Here is a 24,471-nt window from a genome sequence, read left to right on the forward strand (position 1 = left end):
AATATTGATTTCCATTTTCCCATTAATTCTTTGTGTCGTTTGCATAAAAAAAACCTGCCGGCAAAAGGCAGGGGATTAAGAAATCAATTCCAATTTAAGATCCAGATTTTTTAATAATTGTTCAATCGTTTTTTGTTGTTCTTCGTTCAATGGCACTAATGGCAGGCGCACACCACCGACGGATATGCCTTTTAAGTTTAATGCAGCTTTTACAGGTACAGGATTTGGTGCTATGAACATCCCTTTCATGATTGGCAATAGTCTGCGATGCTCTTTCGCCGCTTCATGAATATCGCCATTTAAGAAATGTTGAATCATTGTTTGCATTTCGTTGCCGATGATATGGGAAGCCACGGAAATGACCCCAGTGCCTCCAACAGCCAAAGAAGGCAATGTCAAGCTGTCGTCTCCGCTATAAAGGGAGAAGTCATCCGGCGTATTTTCGATGATTTGCGCCATTGCATCCAAACTTCCACTTGCTTCTTTGATGGCAACGATATTCGGGATTTCCGCAAGGCGAACTACAGTGTCAACGGATAGATTGACTACGCTGCGACCCGGAATATTATATAAAATCACTGGCAGTTTAGTACTTTGAGCGATGCTTTTGAAGTGTTCGTACATGCCTTCCTGGTTCGGCTTATTGTAGTATGGTGTAACTAACATGACACCATCCGCACCGGCTTCCTCCGCTTTTTCCGTAAGTTCAATGGAAGCTCTCGTATTATACGAGCCGGTACCTGCAATTACAGGAACTCTTCCATTTACGGTTTTTACGACAAATTTGAATAGTTCGACTTTTTCACCTTCTGTTAAAGTAGGTGATTCTCCGGTTGTACCGCATACAATCAAGCCGTCTGTTCCATTGGCAATCAAATAATCGACCAACTTTTGCGTAGCGTCAAAATCTACATCACCATTTTGGTCAAATGGCGTTACCATTGCAGTTAATACTCTTCCAAAATTCATTTCTTCTCCACATCCTTTTCATTTTTTTGTAATGGAGAAGGGCAATTGTCAATTAAACGCAAAAAGCAACAACGAAGAGCTTCGTTGTTGCAAAAAAATTGAATTTTTTGCGTAAGATAGCCCTCCATATAGTTTCCTATATGACAGTCCTGCACTTATTCAATGCAGAACCAGCCTCTGGAAAAATGAGTTTCCAGAGACTTCGGCAAATCCCCCTTTCCACAATCATCATTGGACCTCATTATCCTCAAACTGTGTACTCTTGGTCTTTGCGCCTCTATCCTTACTTCAAAACAATATTGAATTGAAATAAGTCGATGTATAATTAAATACATTTTATATTCTTTTTATTGGAAATGCAATATTTATTAAGTATCAAGAACGTATAAATGTTTTTAATATTATATAAAATGCAGAAAAATTTGAAATATTCAAGTGGAAGGGTGAAAAATTAAGAAATTTAATTGTTATTCTTACTTTCATGAATAATGAAGATCAATTGGATTTGGTGTGGACTGCAATGAATCAAACGGCCTTGGGGAACCAGGGTTTCCCAAGCGGTAATGCGGATGACTTGAAAAGAGTGCCCTAAAGGGGAATATTGGAAAAATGGATTCGCCGGTTTTCAATGAAAAAACCGGCGAATGGTTTTTATTTATGGTGCAAAATATAGGATAAAGCCGATTGGAAAAAGTACTTCTTCTTTTCGTCATTCATCTTCAACAGTTCGTCCTGATTGATTAACTGTATGTGGTGCAACGGGGAATATTTCTTTGCAGATGCAGTAAAGGATTGATTGGAAACGATCAATGCGCCATTCGCCCCATGCCTTTTTCTTTTGGCGGCTATTTTTTGGACCCTTCGAATATCGCCAGCCTTTTGTGACTCGAGAATTTGGACAATATATTTTTTTGTGCCTTTCCATAAAATAAGGTCAACATCATAACCATCCAGCTCTTTTGTGACGATTGCGACATATCCCCGCTTTTCAAAATGGGATTTTAATAAATAAAGGTATTCAATTTTTTGTAAATGGTCTTGTGTCAAATCCGCTTCCCAGTCATCATTTTTCACCATGTGAATCATGCGGCAAATCAAATAGAAAAGAAAGCGGAAACTGGATACTCTGAAAGGTTTATAAAAAATGATCACCGTGATGAAAAGCATCAAATACAATTTAAGATCAAATATATCCGGATTGATTGAAAAGGAACTGTAAAGGGCAATGACAATTCCGAAACTGAACATGAGAATCATTAAAAACTCAATCGCTTTGCTGCCAAAATTTCTTTGTTTCATCGTTGTTCATTCCTTGTTTTTAATTCTATTTTTTACGTGTTGCCCGAAATCTATTCCTAAAACAGAATAATTGATTACCACCGGGATATTTGTGTATGATAAGAAAAACATTTCAATTTCGAGATAAATAGAGTTGGAATTTTTGGAGGATGAAGAATGGAAATAGGATTAACGACATTTGTTGAAACGACTCCCGATGTAAGAACCGGAAAAGTGATCAGTCATGCTGAACGCCTCCGGGAAGTGGTGGAAGAAATCGAACTGGCGGATGCAGTGGGATTGGATGTTTACGGTGTTGGGGAACATCATCGGAAGGATTACGCCTGTTCAGCTCCTGCCGTTTTGCTTGCAGCTGCGGCAACGAAAACAAAACGCATCAGGCTGACAAGTGCGGTAACGGTATTATCATCCGATGATCCTGTCCGGGTGTATCAACAATTTGCCACGGTGGATGCGATTTCCAATGGACGGGCGGAAATTATGGCCGGCAGAGGTTCTTTCATTGAATCTTTCCCGCTGTTTGGGTATGACTTAAAGGATTATGATGAATTGTTTGAGGAAAAATTGCAATTATTGCTGCAAATTCAAAAAAATGAATTGATTCATTGGAACGGGAAACATCGTCCAAGCATTGATGGCAGAGGAGTGTATCCGAGACCGGAAAAAGAGGTTCCCATTTGGATTGCAAGCGGCGGGACTCCACAATCGGTAGCACGGGCAGGGGCATTGGGATTGCCATTATGTTTGGCAATCATCGGCGGCAGTCCATTGCAATTTGCCCCTTTGGTGAAGCTGTATTACCGCGCGGCTAAAGAAGCGGGACATGATCTTTCAAAACTTAAAGTGGCCACCCATTCTCACGGGTTTGTGGCAGATACGACGGAAGAAGCGGTGGAAAAATTTTTCCCTCCAACCCAATATGCAATGAATGTTTTAGGCAGGGAACGGGGATGGGGACCATATACCCAAGCGACTTTCGATTACGCCAGAAGTATGGAAGGGGCACTGTATTGCGGGGATGTTAAAACCGTCGCCGAAAAAATAATTTTCTTGCGCAAAAATGTGGGAGTAACCCGCTTTATGCTGCACTGCCCTGTTGGCTCTATGGCACATGAAGATGTGATGAGATGTATTGAGTTGTTAGGAAAAGAAGTGGCGCCGATTGTCCGGGAAGAAGTGGCAAAATGGGAAGCGGAAGGGAATGGGCAAATCGAATTTTAAGCAATAAAAAAAGCGGATTGGAAAATGGTTCTTTTTCCAATCCGTTTTTTGACCGACAAAAGTATTCCCCAGGAAAACAACCGTCAAATGATGACCATATCCGGAGGTTAATGAACGTATTCGGCTTCCATTTCTTTTATTTTTTCGTACAGCATTTTATTCACAGGCGTATCGATTCCGTATTTTTCTCCAAGTTTAAGTACGGTGCCGGAGAATAATTCCACTTCACTTGGCCGCTTTGCATCTACATCTTGCGCCATGGATGGTTTTCCATCAGGGCTTAAAGTGCTTAATACATCGAGCCAATATTGCAAATCCTGTTCGGATAACGGGACACCCGCTTTCTCGGAAATGGCAATGACTTCTTTCATCGCAGCAATCATCGTATTTCTTGCTTCCCCTTCATTTTGCACTGTCCCGTAATTGCCCTTGTAGACGGCGACCGTTTGATTGACCCCAACGTTCAACATAAATTTTCCCCAGAGGCGATGGGTCATGTTCGTATCTACTTGATGGGGGAGTTGGACGGAATCGAAAAATTCTCTTAGGCCTTTTGTTTTTTCGCTGATGATGCCTGGTTCTTTATCGCCAAAAACGAGAATCCCTTTATGGTCATAAGTCAGTTTGTTGCCGACTTTTACTGCATCCATGCCTTGCGCAACGCAGTAAAGGACTTTGTCAAAACCGTAAGCTTGCCCGATCATTTCTTCGCTAATGATGCCGTTCAACGCGGAAATGATGATTGTATTTTCTCCAACGTGGTGTTTGGCAAAGCGAATGGCTTCCTCCAAACCGTGAAATTTCACCGTAAAAATAAGCAAATCTGCCGGTTCCACCTGTTCATCAGGCGTTACATAGCGAAATTCACATTTTTCCCCATTGCAGAATACGCCTTCATTTTTATATTTTTGTATGCGTTGTTCATCGGCGATGATCCGTACATTTTCTTTGGGCAATTTTTTTGATAAATGGTGGCCATACATGATGCCCAGCGCACCGAGACCGATGATGGATACCCTTTGTATTCTCATGATTGAACCTTCCTTCATTCTCTTCATTTTTTACAACCCTTTGTTTAGTTTACCAAATACTGCCGGATGAAAGAACCGATTTGCTGTGGGGAATTTATCCATTCAATGTTCCTTGCAAATTGTAAAAAGTGGTTTGGAACAAAAAAGAGGTGCGGGAGGATTCCCGCACCAAAGGGAGTAGATAAGAAAGGGGTTTTGAAAGTAAGGATTTAAAGCATGGGGCAACAATGTAAATGCTTTTACAAATTGTAATCCATCCATCCTTTTGTCTAAATTGTACCCCGAATGAGTGAAGTTTAAAAGCAAGATAATGGATTTTCAAAGATTATTCAAAACTTTTTGAACAGTTATGGACAAACGATTATTCAAATGTTTTAAGGAAAAGTACTTCATGATGCTTTTACGGATATGGAATGTGTTATAGATATGGAATGTGTTATAATTGAAGAAATTTTGTGGGATAAGAAAAATATTTGAGGTGAACTGTATGATTAAAATTACAGCTGATAGTACATGTGATTTATCTCCCCAAATTATAGAACAATTTGATATTTCATTAATGCCTTTGCATGTATTGATTGATGACGAAGATTTCCGTGATGGAATTGATATTGAACCGAAAGATATATTCCGTTATGTCGGACAGGAAGGAAAATCATGCAAAACGGCGGCGGTCAATACGTTTGAATATGAAAATTTTTTCAAGGAATTTTCCCAAAATTATGATGCGGTGATACATATCAGTTTAGGTTCAGGTTTTTCCTCTTGCTGCCAAAATGCAAAAATGGCTGCCCAACAGTTTGATAATGTGTATGTGGTGGATTCGCAAAATCTTTCAACTGGAAGCGGCCACATTGTTTACGAAGCCGCACTGATGGCACAAGAAGGGGTTCAACCGGAAGTGATTGTCAAACATTTGGAAGAGGTGGCTCCTAAAGTGGATGCCAGCTTCGTTATTGATACAATGGAATACTTGAGAAAAGGCGGACGTTGTTCTGGAATTGAAGCGTTCGGCGCCACTTTGTTAAGAATTAAACCGTCCATCGAAGTGGTCGATGGAAAAATGATTGTCGGCAAAAAATATCGGGGAAATTTTGACCGTTGCATCGTGAATTATGTAAAAGATCGTCTTGAAAATAACAATGATATCGATTATTCAAGAGTGTTTATCACCCATTCCTATTGCTCGCCGGAAACGGTTCAAAAAGTGAGGGAGGCCGTTGAAACCTATGCTAATTTCGAACAAATCATCGAAACGACTGCAGGCTGCACCATTTCCTCCCACTGCGGACCCAATACGTTAGGAATTCTGTATAAAAGAAAAAGTAAAAAATGACGGGAATAGCAAACTGTCTGGAAGAACTTCCGGACAGTTTTTTTCGTGTGCAAAGCAAGTCCTAAAATGTGGAAAAATATACACGGTTGTTTGTATAATAAAACTAGAATCATTATAAAAGAATACTAGGAGGGATTGGAATGGATCCGAAGGCGAAAAGAACAGCACTTAGAGGTATCACATACGGGTTGTATATTATTGGTACAAAAGATGATGAAGGGGTAAACGGCTTTGCTGGAAACTTTTTAACACAAACTTCTTTTGAGCCGCCTCTTGTAGCCATTGCTGTAAAAGAGGGCACCCGCTCCCAAAAACAGATCGCAGAAAGCGGCGTATTCAGCGTCAATATTTTGGAAAGCGGACAAAAAGATATGGTCACTGCTTTCTTTAAATCATTGCAACCGGAAGGCAATACATTGGCTGGCTATGAATTCTACACGGAAGAAACAGGCTGCCCGATTTTTAAAGATGCATTGAGTTTCTTCGAATGCAAAGTGGTGGACAAGGTTGAAAAAGGAGACCATTACATTTACGTTGGAGAAGTGATCAATGCCGGCGTCCATCGCGAAGGCGATCCGCTTACAATGAAAGAAACCGGCTTCTATTATGGCGGATAAAATTTTTCATAAAAACAATGTCCCAACATAATATGGTATTGGGAGTTTTGAAAAGCTTTCCTAAAGCAATCATGCTTAGGGGAGCTTTTTTCTATCTCATAGACTCGCAAATTAAAATTCTTTGGTATCAGAAACAAAACGTAAACATACTATGATATAAATTAAAAGCCCTGAATGGAGGGAAGGCGCTATCGATATCTTAAAGAAAATCAGAGAACATAGAGAAGAAGAGGAAAAGCTGAAGTGGGAAGGTACCTTTGCCGAGTATTTGGAAATTATAAAAAAACGGCCAGAAGTTGCACAATCCGCACATGCTCGCGTTTACAATATGATTAAAAGCGCAGGGATAGAGGAAAAAAATGGACAAAAGATATATAAATTTTTCAGCAATGAAATCTTCGGATTGGAGTCAACGATTGAACGGCTGGTGGAAGAATATTTCCATCCCGCAGCAAAAAGACTGGATGTACGGAAACGGATTTTGCTTCTCATGGGGCCGGTCAGCGGTGGGAAATCAACCATTGTCACTTTGTTAAAGCGGGGATTGGAGAAATATACCCGCACCGATGAAGGAGCGGTCTATGCCATCAAAGGATGCCCGATGCATGAAGATCCATTGCATTTAATCCCCCATCATCTCCGGGAGGATTTCTACAAAGAATACGGCATCCGCATTGAAGGCAGTTTATCGCCATTGAATCAATTGCGTTTGGAACAGGAATATGGCGGCCGTATTGAAGATGTCATCGTGGAGCGCATTTTCTTCTCGGAAGATAAACGCGTCGGAATTGGGACATTCACCCCATCCGATCCAAAATCCCAAGACATCGCAGATTTGACAGGCAGCATCGATTTCTCGACGATTGCGGAATACGGTTCGGAATCCGATCCGCGAGCCTACCGTTTTGACGGCGAATTGAATAAAGCAAACCGCGGGTTGATGGAATTCCAGGAAATGTTAAAACTTGATGAGAAATTTTTATGGCACTTATTGTCTTTGACTCAGGAAGGAAACTTCAAAGCGGGCCGGTTCGCGTTAATTTCAGCCGATGAGCTTATCGTGGCCCATACGAACGAAACCGAATACCGTTCCTTCATTGCCAATAAAAAGAACGAAGCGCTTCACTCAAGAATTATCGTAATGCCTGTACCATACAATTTAAAAGTGAGCGAAGAAGTGAAAATTTATGAAAAAATGATCAAGGAAAGCGATATGGCCCATGTGCATATAGCCCCGCACGCATTAAGAGTCGCCGCCATCTTCTCAGTATTGACAAGACTGGAAGTGCCGAAAAAACAAGGCATAGACATTGTGAAAAAAATGCGGCTTTACGACGGTGAAACGGTGGAAGGATATAATTCAGCGGATGTGGAGGAATTGAAAAAAGAATATCCGAATGAAGGAATGAAGGGCATCGATCCACGCTATGTCATCAACCGCATTTCATCGGCCATTATCCGCAAAGAAGTGCCATCCATCAATGCGTTGGACGTTTTAAGGTCATTAAAAGATGGACTAGATCAACATCCATCCATCTCGCCGGAAGAGCGGGAAAAATATTTGAACTACATTGCCATCGCAAGACGGGAATATGATGAAATCGCGAAAAATGAAGTGCAAAAAGCCTTCGTATATTCCTATGAAGAATCTGCCAAAACGCTTTTAAACAACTATTTGGACAATGTGGAAGCTTATTGCAACAAACAAAAAATCAAAGATCCGCTGACTGGCGAAGAATTGCCGCCGGATGAAAAATTGATGCGTTCCATCGAAGAACAAATCGGCATCTCCGAAAATGCGAAAAAGGCATTCAGGGAAGAAATTCTCATCCGCCTTTCCGCTTATGCCCGGAAAGGGAAGAAATTCGATTACAATTCCCACGAGAGACTGCGGGAAGCGATCCAAAAGAAACTGTTTGCGGATTTGAAAGATGTAGTCAAAATCACAACTTCCACTAAAACGCCGGATGAAGCACAGTTGAAAAAGATTAACGAAGTGATTGCCAGATTGATTGATGAATATGGTTATAATTCCACTTCAGCGAATGAATTGTTGCGTTATGTCGGCAGTTTGTTGAACAGATAAACCGAATACCGTTTCTGAACCATCAAACACTGTATGAGGCTGGGACAAAACTAGCTTCAAAATAGGAAAAAGGAGAATTTGAGCCAACTCAAATTCTCCTTTTTCCATTTCTCTCCATTATTTTTGGTCAGTTGATCTTTGTTGGCCGTGTATTTCCGTAAATTCACGGCCATTAAGGCAATCCCCATTTCATTTTCCACCTTCGATTTTCCTCGGACGGAAAATCGAGTGAAACGCAAATTAGCCTTCAAGAATCCAAAAACTGGTTCTACGTCCATTTTACGTTGACGGAAAATAGAACCTGCTTTTTCTTCTGAAAGCTTCGCTCTTACATATTCTTTTTGTCGTTCCCATTTTTCATTCACCATGACCTTTCGGTGATTGCCTTCCTTTGCTTTTGTGCATGATGAACGAAATGGACATCCTGAACAGTTTTCACATTCATAGATTTTCAATTCTCGTTTGAAACCAGTCTTATCTGTACGTACAGAACGATAACGGAAGGTTACTCGCTGCTGATTTGGACAAATGTAGGTATCACTTTCTTCGTCGTACATCCAATTGTCTGGATGAAATGGATTTTGTTTATATTTCTTCTTTTGTTCTTTCTCATACATGGTATATGGAATGAGTGCCTCACATTTTCGATTCGAAAGGATGTCTTCATAGTTTTGTTCACTACCATAACCAGCATCTGCGACAATATACTTTGGCAACGGAAAATAATCCTTTTCTATCTTATTCAAGAACGGAATTAATGTACGTGTATCAGTAGGATTTGGAAAGATGCTATAAGCTAGTGCGTATTGACCTTCTGTTGCGATTTGTACATTGTATCCAGCTTTCAATTGACCGTTTTTCATATAGTCGTCTTTCATTCGCATGAACGTCGCATCTTGATCTGTTTTGGAATAACTGTTCCGTTCCCCCAAGATGTCCAAGTCTTTTTGGTATTTTTGTTTTCGTAGAATGAAGTCTATTAATTGTTTGTACGCTTGTTTTGGATATTTTCGTTCGCTTCTTAATGCTTTTCGTTCTGTGGCATCGGGCGATGTTTCTATCTTTTGGTCATATTCCTTAATGACTTCATCGACTTGTTGCACCATTTGAGCGAGTTCTTCTACGGACAATTCCCCATCACTTTCCCGCTCCATTTCAGGGATGATTTCCTTCTCTAACAGTTCGTTGTAGAGCTGATTGGATTTTTCAATTAAGCTTTTGTTGTATTTTTCAATGGATTTTTTCCACACAAAAGTAAATCGGTTGGCATTCGCTTCAATCTTTGTACCGTCAATGAAAATTGCTTCTTGATCAATTAATTTTTCTTCCACCAGTTGGCAACGGAATTGGACAAAACATTGACGAATTAATTCTTTTACTTCCGGATGCACACGAAAACGATTGATCGTCCGATAACTTGGTTCATATCCTTGTGCCAACCACATCATCCGAATACTGTCCTTTAAAAGGGCTTCAATTTTCCGACCTGAAAAGACTGATTGGGAATAAGCACACAAAATAATTTTTAGCATCATGCGTGGATGATAAGCAGGACAACCTGTATTTCGAAGAAACGGCTGAAAGGCTTCATCGGGGATACTTTCAACTAAATGGTGAATGTGGAAGGCAATATCATTTTCTTGTAATTTTATTTCTAAATCTAGAGGCAAAACTAATTGATTCATGTTATAATATTTGAACATAAGGACACTTCCTTTGATAAAATTTTTTGGGGTAGATACTTAAATTTTATCAGAAGATGTCCTTATTTTTATTAAAAAAATAGTAATAGCCCATGAAATTTCATTCCAAAATTTCATGGGCTGTTTCCATTTTAGAGGGGGTTTTGTCCCAGCCTCTTTTTTTAATAGAAAAATGTTGTGGTAATTCCATAAATCACGCGCATATGATAAAAAAAGTGATTTTCCAAGAGAATACGGGAAAATCATGAAAGATGGGTGATGATCAAATGAAAAAGAATAATAGGGACTATATCGTTTCAAGGGAAAATTGGTCTTTACATCGCAAGGGATATCAAGACCAGCAACGGCATATGGAAAAAGTCAGGGAAGCCATAAAAAATAATTTGCCTGATTTAATCAGTGAAGAAAGCATCATTATGTCAAACGGCCGTGATGTCATTAAAATTCCGATCCGTTCTCTCGATGAATATAAAATTCGATACAATTACGGAAAATCCAAACATGTTGGGCAGGGGCAAGGAGACAGCAAAATCGGCGATATTGTCGCGCGGGATTCCCAAGGCGGAGCCCAAGGGCCAGGGAAAGGAAAAGAGGCGGGAAATCTGCCTGGCAGAGACTATTATGAAGCGGAAGTCAGTCTGGAAGAAGTGCAAAACATTTTATTCAGCGAATTGGAATTGCCGAATCTGGAACAAAAGGAACTGTCCAATATCATAACAGAAAAAATTGAATTCAACGATATCCGCAAAAAAGGGTTAATGGGGAATATAGACAAAAAACGCACCATCCTTTCAGCCATTAAGCGAAATGCGCTGAGAGGAAAGGCGCAAATTACGCCGATCACCGAGGAAGATTTGCGTTTTAAAACCTGGAATGAGGTAGTGAAACCGGAATCCAATGCGGTTGTATTAGCGATGATGGATACAAGTGGAAGTATGGGCAATTTTGAGAAATATTGCGCCCGGTCATTTTTCTTTTGGATGACCCGCTTTTTGCGGACGAAATACGAAAAAGTGGAAATTGAGTTTATTGCCCACAGTACGGAAGCGAAGGTCGTAACGGAAGAAGAATTTTTCACAAAAGGGGAAAGTGGAGGAACGATTTGTTCGTCCGCCTATTTGAAAGCGCTCGAGCTTATTAAACGGAAGTATAGCCCAAACCGTTACAATATATATCCAGTTTACTTTTCAGACGGTGAAAACATGTCCAGCGACAATGAAAAATGTTTGAAGCTTGTCGGTGAACTGATGAAAGTTTCCCAAATGTTCGGATATGGGGAAGTGAACGCTCTGAACCGTTATTCCACATTAATGAACACGTATAAAAAAATCGATAACCCGAAATTCCGCCATTATGTGATCCGGCAGAAAAGCGATGTCTACGAAGCGTTAAAAAGCATGTTCCGCAAACAGGAAGCGAATGCTTAAAGGGGTGAATGAAGTGGATAAAGAACTTCAAAAAGCAATCGATGAAATTACGGAAATCGCGATCGGATTCGGGTTGGATTTTTACCCAATGCGATATGAAATCTGCCCTGCGGATATCATTTATACAATCGGAGCCTACGGGATGCCGACGAGGTTTTCCCACTGGAGCTTCGGAAAGCAATTTTACAAAATGAAATTGCATTATGATTTGGGCCTTAGCCAAATATACGAACTTGTCATCAATTCGGATCCATGTTACGCCTTTTTGCTGGAATCCAACACCCTCACGCAAAACAAACTGATAGTTGCCCATGTATTGGCCCATTGCGATTTCTTTAAAAATAATGTCCGTTTTTCCAATACGAGAAGGGACATGGTGGAAAGCATGACGGCCACGGCTGAACGCATCGCAAGCTATGAACGGCAATATGGCAAATATGAAGTGGAACAATTTTTGGATGCGGTTTTGTCCATTCAGGAACATATCGATCCTTCTTTAATAAGACCGCAGTTATTGTACGAAGAGGAAGAAGAGGGTGAAGAAGAAAACATCATACTGCCAACACCTTACGACGATTTATGGAAGCTGGATGAACGGTTGGAGGAAAAAAAGGAACAGCCGAAGAAGCAAAAAAAGAAAAAATTTCCTCCAAAACCGGAGAAGGATTTGCTGCTGTTCATAGAACAATACAGCCGGGAGTTGGAAGAGTGGCAGCGGGACATCATGACCATGATGCGGGAAGAAATGTTGTATTTCTGGCCGCAACTTGAAACAAAAATCATGAATGAAGGATGGGCATCCTATTGGCATCAACGGATCATGCGGGAGCTTGATCTGGATACGGCTGAAACGATTGAATATGCGAAGCTCAATGCCGGGGTGCTCCAACCATCGAGAACCTCCATCAACCCTTATTATTTAGGATTAAAAATTTTTGAGGATATTGAACGGCGTTACGACAACCCGACGGAAGAAATGAAAAAAATGGGGGTCAAACCGGGATCAGGCAGGGAAAAAATCTTTGAAGTGCGGGAGATCGAATCGGATATTTCCTTCATCCGCAACTATTTGACAAAGGAACTGGTGGAACAAGAGGATCTATATTTGTTCGAGAAAAAAGGCAATACGTATCAAATTACGAACAAAGACTTTGAAAAAATCCGGGACCAACTTGTTTCGATGAGGGTGAACGGAGGATTTCCATACATCGTTGTTGAAGACGGGGATTATTTAAGAAACGGAGAATTGTATTTGAAACATTACTATGAAGGAATGGAACTGGATTCGTATTATTTGGAAAATGTATTGCCTTATATTTATCGTCTCTGGGGACGCCCTGTCCATATGGAAACGGTGGTTGAAGGAAAACCTGTCCTTTATTCTTATGATGGGAAACGGAATTCAAGAAAGACTCTATGAATCCATGATGGGTTTTGTTGAAGCTCATGAAAAAATTCATGGGCTTTTATTTTTTTATTGCTATGAATTTATTATGTTTACGAAGAAATAGCATCAACATCGCACTTAACGTTAGGTAACTCTTCTAAAATTTTGCTAATATAAAAGTATAGCACAATGGAACTAGTATTTTGAATTTTGTGTTATGCACCTAGGAGAGAAAAACAATTATGTTAAGAAAATTAAATTGGAAAAAAATCACTTGGGCTATTTTGTTTGTTTCATTATTGCTTTCGGTTATCTTTATCATTTCCCGGATGATCATGGCACCTTCGGAATTGAAAGCGATGGAGGAGCATGCGAAAGTCAAGACCGATTATGTTTTGATGCTTTTGCAATGCATTTCGGGATTATTGATTATGATGATTCCGACTTTCATTGAACGGAAAATTTCGATCGATATTCCCGACTCAATCGAAGTCATCTTTTACACTTTTCTCTTTTGTGCCATCTATTTGGGGGAAGTGAGAAACTTTTATTATTTGGTTCCTTATTGGGATACGATACTGCATGCATTCAGCGGAGTGATGCTGGGAGCCCTGGGATTCATTTTGGTGAGATTTTTGAATGAGTCAAAACATACACATATTCAATTAACCCCGTTTTTCGTTTCTTTTTTTGCTTTTTGTTTTGCGGTCACAATGGGGACACTGTGGGAAATTTATGAGTTTTTGGCAGATGGGCTTTTATCAACCAATATGCAAAAATTTATCGCATCGGATTTTACGGTGCTCATTGGAAGAGAAGCTTTGAGTGATACGATGATGGATTTGATTGTGGATACAGTGAGCGCATTTTTTATTTCCTTGTATGGTTACATCCAATTAAAAAGATGGGAGAAACAAGGTTATCTTTAATCTTTGATAAAGATGAAACAAGCGTGTAGAAAGTCAGACTCTACACGCTTTTTTGACATTCGGCAATATTAATAAGATTGCGTTTCCCGCCCTTTCTGAACGGCTTCTTCCACAGCCTTTTTCGCATTGTGAGCGCCAAGCGGATGGAACTCTTCCGCAATTTCTTCACGGTTTTTCTCTTTATTTTTTGCTTCCAATCCTTCCCGTAAGCGTCTTCCGTATTCTTCATCGGCCGCTTCCGCATAAGAAATCATCTTTTCTTGTATATCTTTTGGGCAAATGGACAAGTCGTTGACAAGGTTATTGATCAGCTCGTCTTTTTCCCATTGTTCGAAATTGCGGTAAGTTTCTCCCGCTTGTTTAAAATCATTTCTCCGGTCGATCGGTTCCCGTAAAAGTTCCCCTTCGATCCATGGAGTATGTTCTGTTCCGACTTGTTCCGCTTCTTTCAAGCCGCCCATGCTGGAAGGCTCATAGTTGACGTGCGGGTTTTGATTTGGCCCTTTATCGTTGTGGTACCGCATTATACCGCCTTCATGGTTTGTGGCCACCCGTTTTTTTGGAGCGTTGATCGGGAGTTGCAGGTAGTTGGCCCCAAGGCGATAGCGCTGCGTATCGGAATAGGCGAAGGTTCTTCCTTGCAGCATTTTGTCATCGGAGAAATCAAGCCCATCCACAAGTACGCCTGTTCCAAAGGCGGCTTGTTCCACTTCAAGAAAATAGTTTTCAGGATTTTTGTTCAACACCATTCGTCCAACAGGAAGCCATGGGAACTGATCTTTCGGCCAAAGTTTCGTGCAATCCAACGGGTCAAAGTCCAGCTCTGGATGAGGACCGTCCTCCATTATTTGAACGAACAATTCCCACTCCGGATAATCGCCTCTTTCGATGGCTTCATATAAATCCTGGGTGGCGTGGTTAAAGTTTTTCCCCTGTATTTCCTGGGCTTCCTTCGTCGTCAAATTCCTGATTCCCTGTTTTGGTTCCCAATGATATTTGACAAGAACCGCTTTTCCTTCACTGTTCACCCATTTGTAGGTATTTACTCCGGATCCCTGCATCATGCGGTAGTTTGCAGGAATTCCCCATGGGGAATAAATAAGGGTCACCATATGAAATGATTCCGGGGAATTCGCGCAAAAGTCAAAGAATCTTTTGGCGTCTTGAATATTTGTGACAGGATCCGGACGGAATGCGTGAATCATATCCGGAAATTTCATCGGATCCCGGATGAAGAAGATTTTTAAATTGTTACCGACCAGATCCCAGTTTCCATCTTCCGTATAAAACTTCACCGCAAAACCTCTTGGGTCCCGAACGGTCTCCGGGGAGTGGAGTCCGTGCACAACCGTTGAGAAACGGACGAATACAGGCGTTCTTTTTCCTTTTTCCTGGAACAATTTCGCTCTTGTATACTTTGAAGCGGGCTCGTTTCCGACGGTGCCGTAAGCTTCAAAGTAACCGTGGGCTCCGGCACCCCGTGCATGAACGATGCGCTCCGGAATTTTTTCCCGGTCAAAATGGCTGATCTTTTCAATGAAATCGTAGTTTTCCAGTAATGCCGGACCACGGTTACCGACTGTCCGGATGTTTTGATTGTCCGTCACCGGGTGGCCCTGACGGTTCGTTAATGTATCATCTTTTTCAATATTGGTCAGGTGTTTCTCATCGTTGTTTGTCATGATGTTCAACTCCATTATTAAATTGGCACAATAATTGGCAAAATCATCGGTTTTTTCTTCGTCTTTTCATATAAAAATTGTCCCACTTCTTTTTTGACGGCTTTTTTCATGGCAAAAAGATTCGGATCTTTCTCTTTGAAAGGTTCAATCGCTTTTCTTGCCATTTGATTGATATGGCGGATTAATTCCTCCGACTCTTTTGCATAGACAAAGCCTCTGGAAATGGAGTCCGGTTCTGATACCAGACTGCCGTCAGACTTGTCGATGGTAATGACAATGACGAGCATTCCTTCTTCTGACAACTGTTTTCGGTCTCTTAAGACGATATCTTCAATTCCTTCTTCACCAAATCCATCTACATAGGCATCTCCAGCCGGAATTTTTCTAGTTTGCCGTGCATCTTGATACTGAATATCCACCACATCGCCGTTGTTCAGAATGAAAATATTTTTTGGATCTACCCCGACATCTTCCGCCAATTTGGCATGCAAATGCATCATGCGGTATTCCCCGTGAATCGGTATAAAGTATTTTGGCTTCATTAATGTGAGCATCAGTTTCAAGTCTTCTTGATAGCCATGACCGGAAACATGCATTCCTGTTTTGCTGGCAGCACCGTAAATGACATTGGCGCCAAGTTTGAATAAGTTGTCCACAATTTTTGTGACATCTCTTTCGTTGCCAGGGATGGGGGACGCCGCAAAAATGACCGTATCTCCCGGGTCGATTCGAACATCCCGATTGCTGTTTGTAGAAAGTCTTGAAAGAGCGGCGAGAGGTTCACCCTGACTGCCTGTACAAAGAACAACGACTTTTTCGGACGGCCATTGTTTTACATCCTTTGCATCAATCAGCAGCCAATCAGGAATGTCGACATACCCGTATTTTTTGGCGACGCTGACGACATTCACCATGCTTCTGCCGAGCAAGGCTAGCTTACGGTCCGTCTTGATGGTTGCTTCAACGATCTGTTGTATACGATTAACATTGGATGCAAAGGTCGAAATAATAATTTTACCTGTTGCATTGAAGAAGGATTCTTCGATTTGTTTTCCCACTTCTCTTTCGGAAGGTGTCGACCCGGGCCGCTCCGCATTGGTGCTTTCCGAGATGAGAAGCAGCACACCGTCGTCTCCGGTCTTTGCCATTTTATGGATCTCTGAAAATTGCTGGTTTACAGGAGTGAGGTCAAATTTGAAGTCGCCTGTGTGAACCACTTTTCCCTCAGGCGTATGGAAGACGATGCCTAAGCAATCCGGTATGCTGTGGCTCACTTTAAAGAACGTCACTTGAATTTGGCCGAAATTCAATTCGGAGTCTGAATGAATTTCAATCAATGTGGATTCGCGGAAAATTTTATGCTCTTTCAGCTTTAATTCGATTAGTCCCAATGTAAATCGGGTCGCATACACGGGCACATTGATTTTTTTCAGAAAATACGGTATCCCTCCAATATGATCTTCGTGACCGTGGGTGACGATTATTCCCCGTATTTTATGTTGGTTTTCCAAAAGATAAGTAAAATCCGGAATGATTAAATCGACACCCAAAAAAGACCGATCGGCAAACTTTCCTCCACAGTCCACTATCACTAAATCATCGCCGTATTCAATCACATACATATTTTTCCCAATCTCGTTGATTCCACCGAGTGCAAAAATTGAAAGCATATCTTTAGATGACAAAATCATCCCCTCAATCCATCAAATTTCCTTTTATCAGTATTGGTTTTTCTTTTGTTTCATATACAGTGGAAAACAAAAAGGGCCTGCTTCCCAAATACCTTTGGGAGGCAGGCTGAACGGCTAATTTGATAATGCACGCATGATGGCGCTTGGATTGAATCCGACAATCCATTGGCCGTCAATTTCGATTTGAGGAACGCCCATTTGTCCGGTTTTGTTAACCAGATCAAACATGAGTTGAGGACTCTCTTCCACATTAATTTCTTTGAAAGGGATGTTTTGTTGCAGCAAAAAGTTTTTCACCATGACGCAATAAGGACAACTGCTCGTTGTATACACTGTTACGCTCTTCAAAAAATTTTCCCCCTTTTTCAAATTTTATAAATACCCCTATATGTATATTATTTAATTTCGAATTAAATGTCCATTTATAAGTATTTTATTTCGTATTATTCATTTTTACCTACAAGGGTATAAAACGACAAAATTGAACCGAATAATCATAAATCTCTTTTTCACGAATAGTATGGTTAATAAATAATAGAAAGATTGGAGTTTTGACGAATGATTTTACTAGAGGTGATGATGGAATGACTCTCATTATTTGCGTGTTGGAAATAGTCTATTTGTTTTTATGGATGGGCTCGGGAAACAAGTTATTTTTCCTTGTCGCATTGGCCATTTTTCTCTGGTGGATTTATGAAATGCGCAAAGAGGCGAAAATCCGCCAAGAGAAAATCGAACAGGATACGATTCAGAAACTGGAAAGAATTCCCCATAACAGAAGAGCGGTTTCGGAAGATTGTTTATCGGCCATATTATTGGACGAGACCGCAGAAACCTTTTACTATCTGCAAAGGGAAGATGTTGAATCGAATTTCAAAAAGAAGAGCTATTCATTCGATGAAATCTACGAATGCGCCATTGCGGTAAACGACAGTATATGCTGCCTCATCTCGAAAGGGGGCATTCATGGATGGTCAATTCTTCAAGATGATGTTGAAATCTATAATGAAGAGGATTTTAAAGAAGAGGATACCATCAAGAAATTAAGTTTAAAAATCATTGTAGATGATCTTTCAAAACCCCTGATTGAATTCACATTCTTCGAGGACAAACGCGGCATTGAAAAAGACTCTGATGAATATGAGGAAATATGGCGGGAGTGCAAAAAATGGCATCAAAAAATCAGCGTCATCATTAAACGGGACAACCGGGAAAGGGACAAGATTGCGGTAAACAGCTGGGCTCACAATTAGTTTGTTGGGAACGATCCTGAAAGGTTCAGTAAGGGTCGTTTTTTTATGGAAATTGTTATTTTTTATTCACAACTTTTATGTATTCCATCGGTTACAATTGTTTTAAAGATGTATATAAAATATTACTTTTAGAGAGTGTGATTGGAATGTTTAATCGAGATTATAATCAAAATCCCTTTATTGTCATTTGGGAGTTGACGAGGGCTTGTCAGCTGCATTGTTTGCATTGCCGTGCGGAAGCCCAGCACCACCGACATCCTTTGGAACTCGATTTTGAAGAAGGAAAAGCATTGATTGATCAGATTTATGAAATGGATAATCCGATGCTTGTCTTCACAGGAGGGGATCCCCTTGAGAGGGAAGATGTATTTGATTTGGCGGAATACGCAATCTCAAAAGGGATGAGGGTATCGATGACTCCATCGGCGACTCCGAATGTGACAAAAGAAGCCATTCAGAAGGCGAAAGAAATTGGGCTTGCAAGATGGGCGTTCAGTTTGGATGGGCATTGTGCGGAAGTGCATGACCATTTCCGGGGGACAAGCGGTTCATTTAATCTGACAATGAAAGCGATTTCATTTATACATGAGTTGGATTTGCCTTTGCAGATCAATACGGTCATCTCCCGCTACAATGTTGATTATTTGGATGAAATGGCAAAATTGGTGGAGGATTTGAATTGTGTTTTATGGAGCGTTTTTTTCCTTGTTCCAACCGGCAGAGGGAAAGAATCGGATATGATTTCCCCAGTAGAACATGAGAAGGTGTTCCGATGGCTTTATGATTTGTCGAAGAGAGTGCCTTTTGACATTAAAACAACGGCTGCCCAGCATTACCGCCGCGTCGTCATCCAGCAAAAATTCCGGGAACGCCAAGGAATGGGCGACCTTGACCATATTGATTATGAGGATGCATTAATGAAGGGGAAAACTGGCCAATTTGACGGCTTGGGAAGGGCTCCGCAAGGCGTCAATGACGGGAACGGCTTTTTGTTCATTTCCCATATAGGTGATGTCTATCCAAGCGGGCTCTTGCCAATTAAGGCAGGAAATGTACGCAAAACTCCATTGGCAGAAATCTATCGGGAATCAGAGATTTTTAAGAATCTAAGAAATCCGGATTTGTACAAAGGAAAATGCGGAGTGTGCGAATTCAATAAAGTATGCGGGGGTTCCCGTTCAAGAGCGTACAGTGTGACGGGAGATTATATGGAAAGCGAGCCGTATTGTGTATATATTCCAAAAGCAATGCGCAAGAAAGCCAAAGTGGAATAGGATATCAAATAGATGCCATAGGCGGTGAAGGGAATATCTTTTTCGCCTATGGCATCCTTTTGGTTATATGTATTGAATGGGGTGAAAACAAAGGGGACATCGGATGATGAGACGCCCCCAAAACATTAATAATGGATGTATACTGCTGTTCCATTGGGCACGATGCTTGCCAATTCTTCCACATCTTCATTCCGCATGCGGATGCAGCCTTTCGAAACGGCATAGCCGATGGAACTGGGATCATCCGTGCCATGGATGCCATAGGTTTCTTTTGAAAGAGTGAGCCACATCGTGCCAAATGGACCTCCCGGGTTAGGGGCTCTGTTGACAATGACAAAGTTTCCGGTAGGCGTTTCGAATAGCATCCGCCCCACAGCGATTGGGTAGGTTTTTACTAAAACTCCGTTGTTGTATAAGGATAAAGTGCGGTTATTGATGGATACATCGATTTCATATGGAATTGTACTTGGATCGGGCAATCCGGGAATATTGATCGGTTGACCGACATATAACAAATCCGGGTTTGTAATTTGAGGATTGTTTTCCAATAAAATAAGGTATTCCACCCGATAATCCCTTGCAATTTGTGCAAGGGTTTCCCCTGGTTTCACATAATGAATCATCAGCGCACCTCCAGCCTTATTCACTAAATACATATTATTCCGGGCAATTGTAATCGGTGCGAATAATCGAAATTTTGATAAGGCTGGATGAAGTTTTATGTAAGTGTTGCGAAAACTTCAAATTTCTTATGTTTCCCTGAAGTCAAAAAACGAACCGGTCCGGACCGTTTAGACTTTTGCAATCCACATATCTCAAACTGGACTGACCAGGCAATCCCGTCCGTTGCTTTTCGCTTTATATAAGTTTTGATCCGCATAATATACCGCTTCCAATATGTCGATTTCATCCTTTAATTCAGCCAGCCCGATGGAAACGGTCAAGTTGACCTTTGTGTCATTACTATATACGAAGGAAGTGTGTTTGATTTCTTCGCGTATTTTTTCCAATATGCTTTTGGCTGAATCCAAATCCGTTTCCCCTAAATAAATGATGAATTCTTCTCCCCCAAATCGTCCGGCAACCAAATGATGGGATTCATATTTTTTTAATATATTCGCCACTTCCGCTAAAATTTTGTCACCGAATAGATGACCATATGTATCGTTCACTTTTTTAAAAAAATCAATATCGAGCATGGCAATATAATGGCAAGGTTTTAATGAAACGGTTTTCTCTTCGACCACTTCATAAAATTTTCTCTTATTTACGAGTTTTGTCAGCGGGTCTTCATCAGCCATTTTTTCCAACTGGCTATTTAAAAATTTCCTTTGTCGATCTTGCATGATGAACATATAAAGAATGGCTGATGTTGCAACAAATGAGGTAACGCGGGTCAGTGCGGTCTCCTTGAAAATTTCAAAGCCGTTTGGAACAAGAAAAATGATAGGAAAATCACAAACAAACCAGCATAAAAGGATAATTAAAATTTTTTCGATATAATGCTTTTTCAATTGGGAACGGGGATGGAAGGCAAGAGCTATAATTGTTGGCAGCACCATTCCGAAGATAATCCCCGGAACCATCCCGTTTCCACCCATAAAAAATCTCCAAGCGGATGCGATCAACAACGCCGGAATTGCAATCCATCCTTGCAAATACGCCAAGAAAACGAGAGGAATGAACCGCATATCGACAAAATATCCTTCATGTAAATGGATCGGCAAATAGAAAAGCGATATTGCACAGCCGGAACTCAGCACAATTGTGATGGCGATTCTTAATGGATGGGGGATTTTTTTCTGGTTGTCCAATATAAAAGTCATCGTTAAATGCATCAGCAAAATGACCGCTATGTTTGAAAGGATTGATTGTAACAAAAGGTTTGCACCCTTTCTAACTATTGCTTTCCGAACGATCAAGAAAAATATAAACTGTCAATAATTTTATCATATTTATGATAATTGTAAGAATAAAGTTTTAGAAAATAGAAGAAATTTCATGTTAAAATATAAAATTATAGTATGGGTGAAACTTTGCATGGAGGCAATTATGAGCAAATATATAGGGGAAATCATGTTGTTTACAACAGCCATTATTTGGGGGAGCGGATTTGCATTCAGTGCGATTTCTTTGGATTACTTTACTCCCTATCAAATATTGGCTATCCGTTTTTCTGTTGGAGTATTGATTTTGAGTATCATATTTTATAATCGATTGAAACATATTAAGAAATCGACAATCAAGAGAGGCTTCATTTTGGGTTTTCTTTTATATTTGGCGTTTCTGCTGCAAACGGTCGGCTTGCAATATACAACTCCATCAAAAAATGCTTTTATTACAGCCATCAATGTAGTCATAGTTCCATTTATCGCTTTTTTTATGGACAAAAGGAAAGTCGATAAATTTGAGTTGTCGGGAGCATTTTTGGCGATTATCGGCATCGGCTTCCTTTCGTTGCAATTGTCCGTTGCCGACATCAATGTGGGGGATCTTCTGACATTAGGGTGTGCATTTGGTTTCGCTTATCAAATTTATTACACAGCAAAATATGTGAAAGATGAAGATCCGATATTGCTGACAATTGTTCAAATGGGAGCGGCTGCCCTTTTTGCGTGGCTATTTGTGCTGGCAAAGGGGGAAGTCGATTTCAGCCTTGAATGGGAAGGGGTACTTTCCACTTTGTATTTGGGGATTTTCTCCACAACGCTTGCATACTGTTTCCAAACAATGGCCCAAAAATTTACGAGCGAAACAAAAACAGCGATCATCTTATCGACAGAGGCCTTATGGGGAATGGTTTTCTCCGTCATCATATTAAGCGAAGTGTTGACGGGAAGAATGATCATTGGAGCCGCCTTGATTTTAACTGCCATTATTTTGGCGGAAACAAAGCCGGACTTTTTCAAAGGAAAAAGTTTGGAAGATATTAAAGAAATAAAATGATGAATCTCGGTGGAAAAACGGTCTTTTGGCAAAATCCTGGAGAGTTCTCCGAGATTTTTTTTGGATTGTTCCCGTATAAAAAATAAAACAAAGGAAAGAAGTCAATATTTTCCGGTTACAGCACTTGTTGTAATGCCGACAACCGTAATCGCAATAATCGATAATAGCAATGTGCTGGCGGAGAGTAAAATTCCACCGATTAAAACAATAATGGAATCAATCAGTAAAATAATGATGCCCACATTGATTTTCGTTTTGTCGCTGATAAATTGGGCCAATAAATCGGTTCCTCCGGTGCTTGTATCAAATCTCAGCATCATCCCGATTCCAAATCCTACAAATACCCCACCGATAATTGCCGCGATGAAGGAGTTAATGTGCAACAGGGAACGAAGAGGCTTAAAAATATCGATGATCACAGAAGAGACTAATAAACCGTGGACACTGTTATAAAAATAATGTCTATATTTGAACCACGCCAAAATGAAAATTGGCATGCTCAATACAATGACCATCAGTCCGATTTTGAGGTGGAAAAGGTAATGCAAAATAAGGGAGAGGCCAATTATGCCCCCGTCCAATATTTCATTCGGTGCCAAGAAAAGATTGATTCCGATGGATAACAAAATGCTTCCAAGAAGGATGGCCAGTCCCTTCTGTACATAGTACATGAACATTCCTCCATCTAGCAGGACATGCACTATTGTATGAAAGGACAATAAAGAAAATGCTTAATTGTTTTGCACCGATTCGAAAGGGATTATTCGCCCGTTTCTTATAAGGAAATAATTGCGGGAATGCCTGCTTTCATGATTGGAAGAAAATGAGCGGCAACCATGATGAATAATTCACATTAAATTTAGCATGATAAAGGCATAACACTTATGGAGGTGCAAAGATGGCAAATAACAATAAACAATTTACGCAAACAGGAACAAATATTGAAGAAGTGAAACGTCAAAATGCTCAAGGCAGCAGTTCAACATTCGGAACGAATCCCCAAAAAGTGAGGGAAGAAATTGCTCAGGAAGGCGGCTTTGGGAATCAAAGCTTCTCACAACCAAGCCAACCTGGTAAAACACCTGCAGGAACGGACATCCAGCAAGTGAGGGAAGAAATCGCCCAAGAGAGCGGTTTTGCAAATCCAAATAAACCACAGCCAAGCCCTGCTCCAGGTAAAACACCCGCAGGAACGGACATCCAGCAAGTGAGGGAAGAAATCGCCCAAGAGAGCGGTTTTGCAAATCCAAATAAACCTCAACCAAGCCCTGCTCCAGGTAAAACACCCGCAGGAACGGACATCCAACAAGTGAGGGAAGAAATCGCCCAAGAGAGCGGTTTTGCAAGTCCAAATAAACCACAGCCAAGCCCGGCTCCAGGTAAAACACCCGCAGGAACGGACATCCAACAAGTGAGGGAAGAAATCGCCCAAGAGAGCGGTTTTGCAAGTCCAAATAAACCACAGCCAAGCCCGGCTCCTGCCAAAACACCAGCTGGAACAAACATCCAACAAGTGAAAGAAGAAATTGCCGAAGAAAGCGGATTCCAACCGCAACAACGGTTCAGAAAGAATCAGCCGAATTCTTAATAGGAAAAGAGGCTGGGACAAAAGATAAAAAG

The 24,471-nt window shown here is 40.8% G+C and carries 21 protein-coding genes and 1 riboswitch; of the genes, 11 read left to right on the top strand and 10 right to left on the bottom strand.

The window, feature by feature from the left end; all coding sequences use genetic code 11:
- Positions 1-75: 75 nt before the first annotated feature.
- Both dapA and NSS77_RS08960 read right to left on the bottom strand, forming a co-directional pair.
- The gene (dapA, locus tag NSS77_RS08955) at positions 76-969 is read right to left on the bottom strand and encodes a 4-hydroxy-tetrahydrodipicolinate synthase (protein WP_342468484.1); all 894 of its coding nucleotides are present in this window, start codon (positions 967-969) and stop codon (positions 76-78) included.
- Between the two features lie 109 nt (positions 970-1,078).
- Positions 1,079-1,257, bottom strand: a riboswitch (Lysine riboswitch).
- A gap of 363 nt (positions 1,258-1,620) precedes the next feature.
- Complete coding sequence (locus NSS77_RS08960; RefSeq protein WP_342468485.1) at positions 1,621-2,268, bottom strand: restriction endonuclease; 648 nt, start codon at positions 2,266-2,268, stop codon at positions 1,621-1,623.
- A 156-nt stretch (positions 2,269-2,424) separates the two neighbouring features.
- Between NSS77_RS08960 and NSS77_RS08965 the strand changes: the two genes are divergently transcribed.
- Positions 2,425-3,489 (top strand): LLM class flavin-dependent oxidoreductase, encoded by a 1,065-nt coding sequence (locus NSS77_RS08965; protein ID WP_342468486.1) that lies wholly within the window; start codon positions 2,425-2,427, stop codon positions 3,487-3,489.
- Positions 3,490-3,596: 107 nt separating this feature from the next.
- Here the strand turns inward: NSS77_RS08965 and NSS77_RS08970 are convergent, their stop codons facing one another.
- Entirely contained in the window at positions 3,597-4,520 is a 924-nt protein-coding gene (locus NSS77_RS08970) for a ketopantoate reductase family protein (RefSeq protein WP_342468487.1), read from the bottom strand.
- Between the two features lie 487 nt (positions 4,521-5,007).
- Between NSS77_RS08970 and NSS77_RS08975 the strand changes: the two genes are divergently transcribed.
- From NSS77_RS08975 to NSS77_RS08985, 3 genes are all read left to right on the top strand, one after another.
- Positions 5,008-5,856 carry a DegV family protein gene (locus NSS77_RS08975; RefSeq protein WP_342468488.1) on the top strand — a complete coding sequence of 283 codons (849 nt, stop codon included), beginning with the start codon at positions 5,008-5,010 and terminating at the stop codon, positions 5,854-5,856.
- Between the two features lie 140 nt (positions 5,857-5,996).
- Complete coding sequence (locus NSS77_RS08980) at positions 5,997-6,473, top strand: flavin reductase family protein (protein ID WP_342468489.1); 477 nt, start codon at positions 5,997-5,999, stop codon at positions 6,471-6,473.
- A gap of 190 nt (positions 6,474-6,663) precedes the next feature.
- On the top strand, positions 6,664-8,559 hold the full coding sequence (locus NSS77_RS08985; RefSeq protein WP_342471242.1) for a PrkA family serine protein kinase: 1,896 nt from the start codon (positions 6,664-6,666) through the stop codon (positions 8,557-8,559).
- Positions 8,560-8,615: 56 nt separating this feature from the next.
- On the opposite strand, the gene NSS77_RS08990 is transcribed toward NSS77_RS08985, so the two are convergent.
- The gene (locus tag NSS77_RS08990; RefSeq protein WP_342468490.1) at positions 8,616-10,262 is read right to left on the bottom strand and encodes an IS1182 family transposase; all 1,647 of its coding nucleotides are present in this window, start codon (positions 10,260-10,262) and stop codon (positions 8,616-8,618) included.
- A gap of 266 nt (positions 10,263-10,528) precedes the next feature.
- Between NSS77_RS08990 and yhbH the strand changes: the two genes are divergently transcribed.
- The 3 genes from yhbH (at position 10,529) to NSS77_RS09005 (ending at position 14,005) form a co-directional block, all read left to right on the top strand.
- On the top strand, positions 10,529-11,689 hold the full coding sequence (yhbH, locus tag NSS77_RS08995; RefSeq protein ID WP_342468491.1) for a sporulation protein YhbH: 1,161 nt from the start codon (positions 10,529-10,531) through the stop codon (positions 11,687-11,689).
- A complete protein-coding gene (locus NSS77_RS09000; protein ID WP_342468492.1) occupies positions 11,682-13,109 on the top strand; it encodes a SpoVR family protein in 1,428 nt (475 codons plus the stop codon). Before yhbH ends, NSS77_RS09000 begins: the two co-directional genes overlap by 8 nt.
- A 209-nt stretch (positions 13,110-13,318) precedes the next feature.
- The gene (locus NSS77_RS09005) at positions 13,319-14,005 is read left to right on the top strand and encodes a hypothetical protein (RefSeq protein ID WP_342468493.1); all 687 of its coding nucleotides are present in this window, start codon (positions 13,319-13,321) and stop codon (positions 14,003-14,005) included.
- Between the two features lie 68 nt (positions 14,006-14,073).
- Here the strand turns inward: NSS77_RS09005 and NSS77_RS09010 are convergent, their stop codons facing one another.
- The 3 genes from NSS77_RS09010 to NSS77_RS09020 all read right to left on the bottom strand — a co-directional run bounded on the left by NSS77_RS09010 (position 14,074) and on the right by NSS77_RS09020 (position 17,726).
- Positions 14,074-15,687 (bottom strand): catalase, encoded by a 1,614-nt coding sequence (locus NSS77_RS09010; RefSeq protein ID WP_342468494.1) that lies wholly within the window; start codon positions 15,685-15,687, stop codon positions 14,074-14,076.
- A gap of 17 nt (positions 15,688-15,704) precedes the next feature.
- On the bottom strand, positions 15,705-17,375 hold the full coding sequence (locus NSS77_RS09015) for a ribonuclease J (protein WP_342471243.1): 1,671 nt from the start codon (positions 17,373-17,375) through the stop codon (positions 15,705-15,707).
- A 117-nt stretch (positions 17,376-17,492) separates the two neighbouring features.
- On the bottom strand, positions 17,493-17,726 hold the full coding sequence (locus tag NSS77_RS09020; protein ID WP_342468495.1) for a glutaredoxin family protein: 234 nt from the start codon (positions 17,724-17,726) through the stop codon (positions 17,493-17,495).
- 236 nt (positions 17,727-17,962) lie between these two features.
- Here NSS77_RS09020 and NSS77_RS09025 point away from each other — a divergent pair, with 236 nt between their 5' ends.
- Together NSS77_RS09025 and NSS77_RS09030 are read left to right on the top strand one after the other, a co-directional pair.
- The gene (locus NSS77_RS09025; RefSeq protein ID WP_342468496.1) at positions 17,963-18,631 is read left to right on the top strand and encodes a hypothetical protein; all 669 of its coding nucleotides are present in this window, start codon (positions 17,963-17,965) and stop codon (positions 18,629-18,631) included.
- A 146-nt stretch (positions 18,632-18,777) separates the two neighbouring features.
- Positions 18,778-19,905 carry a TIGR04053 family radical SAM/SPASM domain-containing protein gene (locus NSS77_RS09030; RefSeq protein WP_342468497.1) on the top strand — a complete coding sequence of 376 codons (1,128 nt, stop codon included), beginning with the start codon at positions 18,778-18,780 and terminating at the stop codon, positions 19,903-19,905.
- 125 nt (positions 19,906-20,030) lie between these two features.
- Here NSS77_RS09030 and NSS77_RS09035 read toward each other — a convergent pair whose 3' ends face one another.
- Both NSS77_RS09035 and NSS77_RS09040 read right to left on the bottom strand, forming a co-directional pair.
- Positions 20,031-20,528: a L,D-transpeptidase family protein gene (locus NSS77_RS09035; protein ID WP_342468498.1), complete on the bottom strand. Its 498-nt coding sequence runs from the start codon at positions 20,526-20,528 to the stop codon at positions 20,031-20,033.
- Positions 20,529-20,720: 192 nt separating this feature from the next.
- Positions 20,721-21,785: a diguanylate cyclase gene (locus tag NSS77_RS09040; protein WP_342468499.1), complete on the bottom strand. Its 1,065-nt coding sequence runs from the start codon at positions 21,783-21,785 to the stop codon at positions 20,721-20,723.
- 172 nt (positions 21,786-21,957) lie between these two features.
- On the opposite strand from NSS77_RS09040, the gene NSS77_RS09045 reads away from it, so the two are divergent.
- Positions 21,958-22,851: a DMT family transporter gene (locus NSS77_RS09045; protein WP_342468500.1), complete on the top strand. Its 894-nt coding sequence runs from the start codon at positions 21,958-21,960 to the stop codon at positions 22,849-22,851.
- A 101-nt stretch (positions 22,852-22,952) separates the two neighbouring features.
- On the opposite strand, the gene NSS77_RS09050 is transcribed toward NSS77_RS09045, so the two are convergent.
- The gene (locus NSS77_RS09050; RefSeq protein ID WP_342468501.1) at positions 22,953-23,522 is read right to left on the bottom strand and encodes a YitT family protein; all 570 of its coding nucleotides are present in this window, start codon (positions 23,520-23,522) and stop codon (positions 22,953-22,955) included.
- Between the two features lie 227 nt (positions 23,523-23,749).
- On the opposite strand from NSS77_RS09050, the gene NSS77_RS09055 reads away from it, so the two are divergent.
- Positions 23,750-24,439, top strand: coding sequence for a hypothetical protein (locus tag NSS77_RS09055; RefSeq protein WP_342468502.1), 690 nt, complete (start codon positions 23,750-23,752; stop codon positions 24,437-24,439).
- Positions 24,440-24,471: the final 32 nt, after the last annotated feature.

Source organism: Ureibacillus sp. FSL K6-3587 (genome assembly GCF_038593165.1).
GTDB lineage: Bacteria > Bacillota > Bacilli > Bacillales_A > Planococcaceae > Ureibacillus > Ureibacillus suwonensis.

Bases quoted from the DNA above. Each gene is read 5' to 3' on its own strand.
- dapA (WP_342468484.1), bottom strand. From the start codon at position 969: ATGAATTTTGGAAGAGTATTAACTGCAATGGTAACGCCATTTGACCAA.
- NSS77_RS09045 (WP_342468500.1), top strand. From the start codon at position 21,958: ATGAGCAAATATATAGGGGAAATCATGTTGTTTACAACAGCCATTATT.
- NSS77_RS08990 (WP_342468490.1), bottom strand. From the start codon at position 10,262: ATGTTCAAATATTATAACATGAATCAATTAGTTTTGCCTCTAGATTTA.
- NSS77_RS09030 (WP_342468497.1), top strand. From the start codon at position 18,778: ATGTTTAATCGAGATTATAATCAAAATCCCTTTATTGTCATTTGGGAG.
- NSS77_RS08965 (WP_342468486.1), top strand. From the start codon at position 2,425: ATGGAAATAGGATTAACGACATTTGTTGAAACGACTCCCGATGTAAGA.
- NSS77_RS09000 (WP_342468492.1), top strand. From the start codon at position 11,682: ATGCTTAAAGGGGTGAATGAAGTGGATAAAGAACTTCAAAAAGCAATC.
- NSS77_RS08980 (WP_342468489.1), top strand. From the start codon at position 5,997: ATGGATCCGAAGGCGAAAAGAACAGCACTTAGAGGTATCACATACGGG.
- NSS77_RS09005 (WP_342468493.1), top strand. From the start codon at position 13,319: ATGTTAAGAAAATTAAATTGGAAAAAAATCACTTGGGCTATTTTGTTT.
- NSS77_RS09055 (WP_342468502.1), top strand. From the start codon at position 23,750: ATGGCAAATAACAATAAACAATTTACGCAAACAGGAACAAATATTGAA.
- NSS77_RS08970 (WP_342468487.1), bottom strand. From the start codon at position 4,520: ATGAGAATACAAAGGGTATCCATCATCGGTCTCGGTGCGCTGGGCATC.
- yhbH (WP_342468491.1), top strand. From the start codon at position 10,529: ATGAAAAAGAATAATAGGGACTATATCGTTTCAAGGGAAAATTGGTCT.
- NSS77_RS08960 (WP_342468485.1), bottom strand. From the start codon at position 2,268: ATGAAACAAAGAAATTTTGGCAGCAAAGCGATTGAGTTTTTAATGATT.
- NSS77_RS09010 (WP_342468494.1), bottom strand. From the start codon at position 15,687: ATGACAAACAACGATGAGAAACACCTGACCAATATTGAAAAAGATGAT.
- NSS77_RS09035 (WP_342468498.1), bottom strand. From the start codon at position 20,528: ATGATTCATTATGTGAAACCAGGGGAAACCCTTGCACAAATTGCAAGG.
- NSS77_RS09050 (WP_342468501.1), bottom strand. From the start codon at position 23,522: ATGTACTATGTACAGAAGGGACTGGCCATCCTTCTTGGAAGCATTTTG.
- NSS77_RS08975 (WP_342468488.1), top strand. From the start codon at position 5,008: ATGATTAAAATTACAGCTGATAGTACATGTGATTTATCTCCCCAAATT.
- NSS77_RS09025 (WP_342468496.1), top strand. From the start codon at position 17,963: ATGACTCTCATTATTTGCGTGTTGGAAATAGTCTATTTGTTTTTATGG.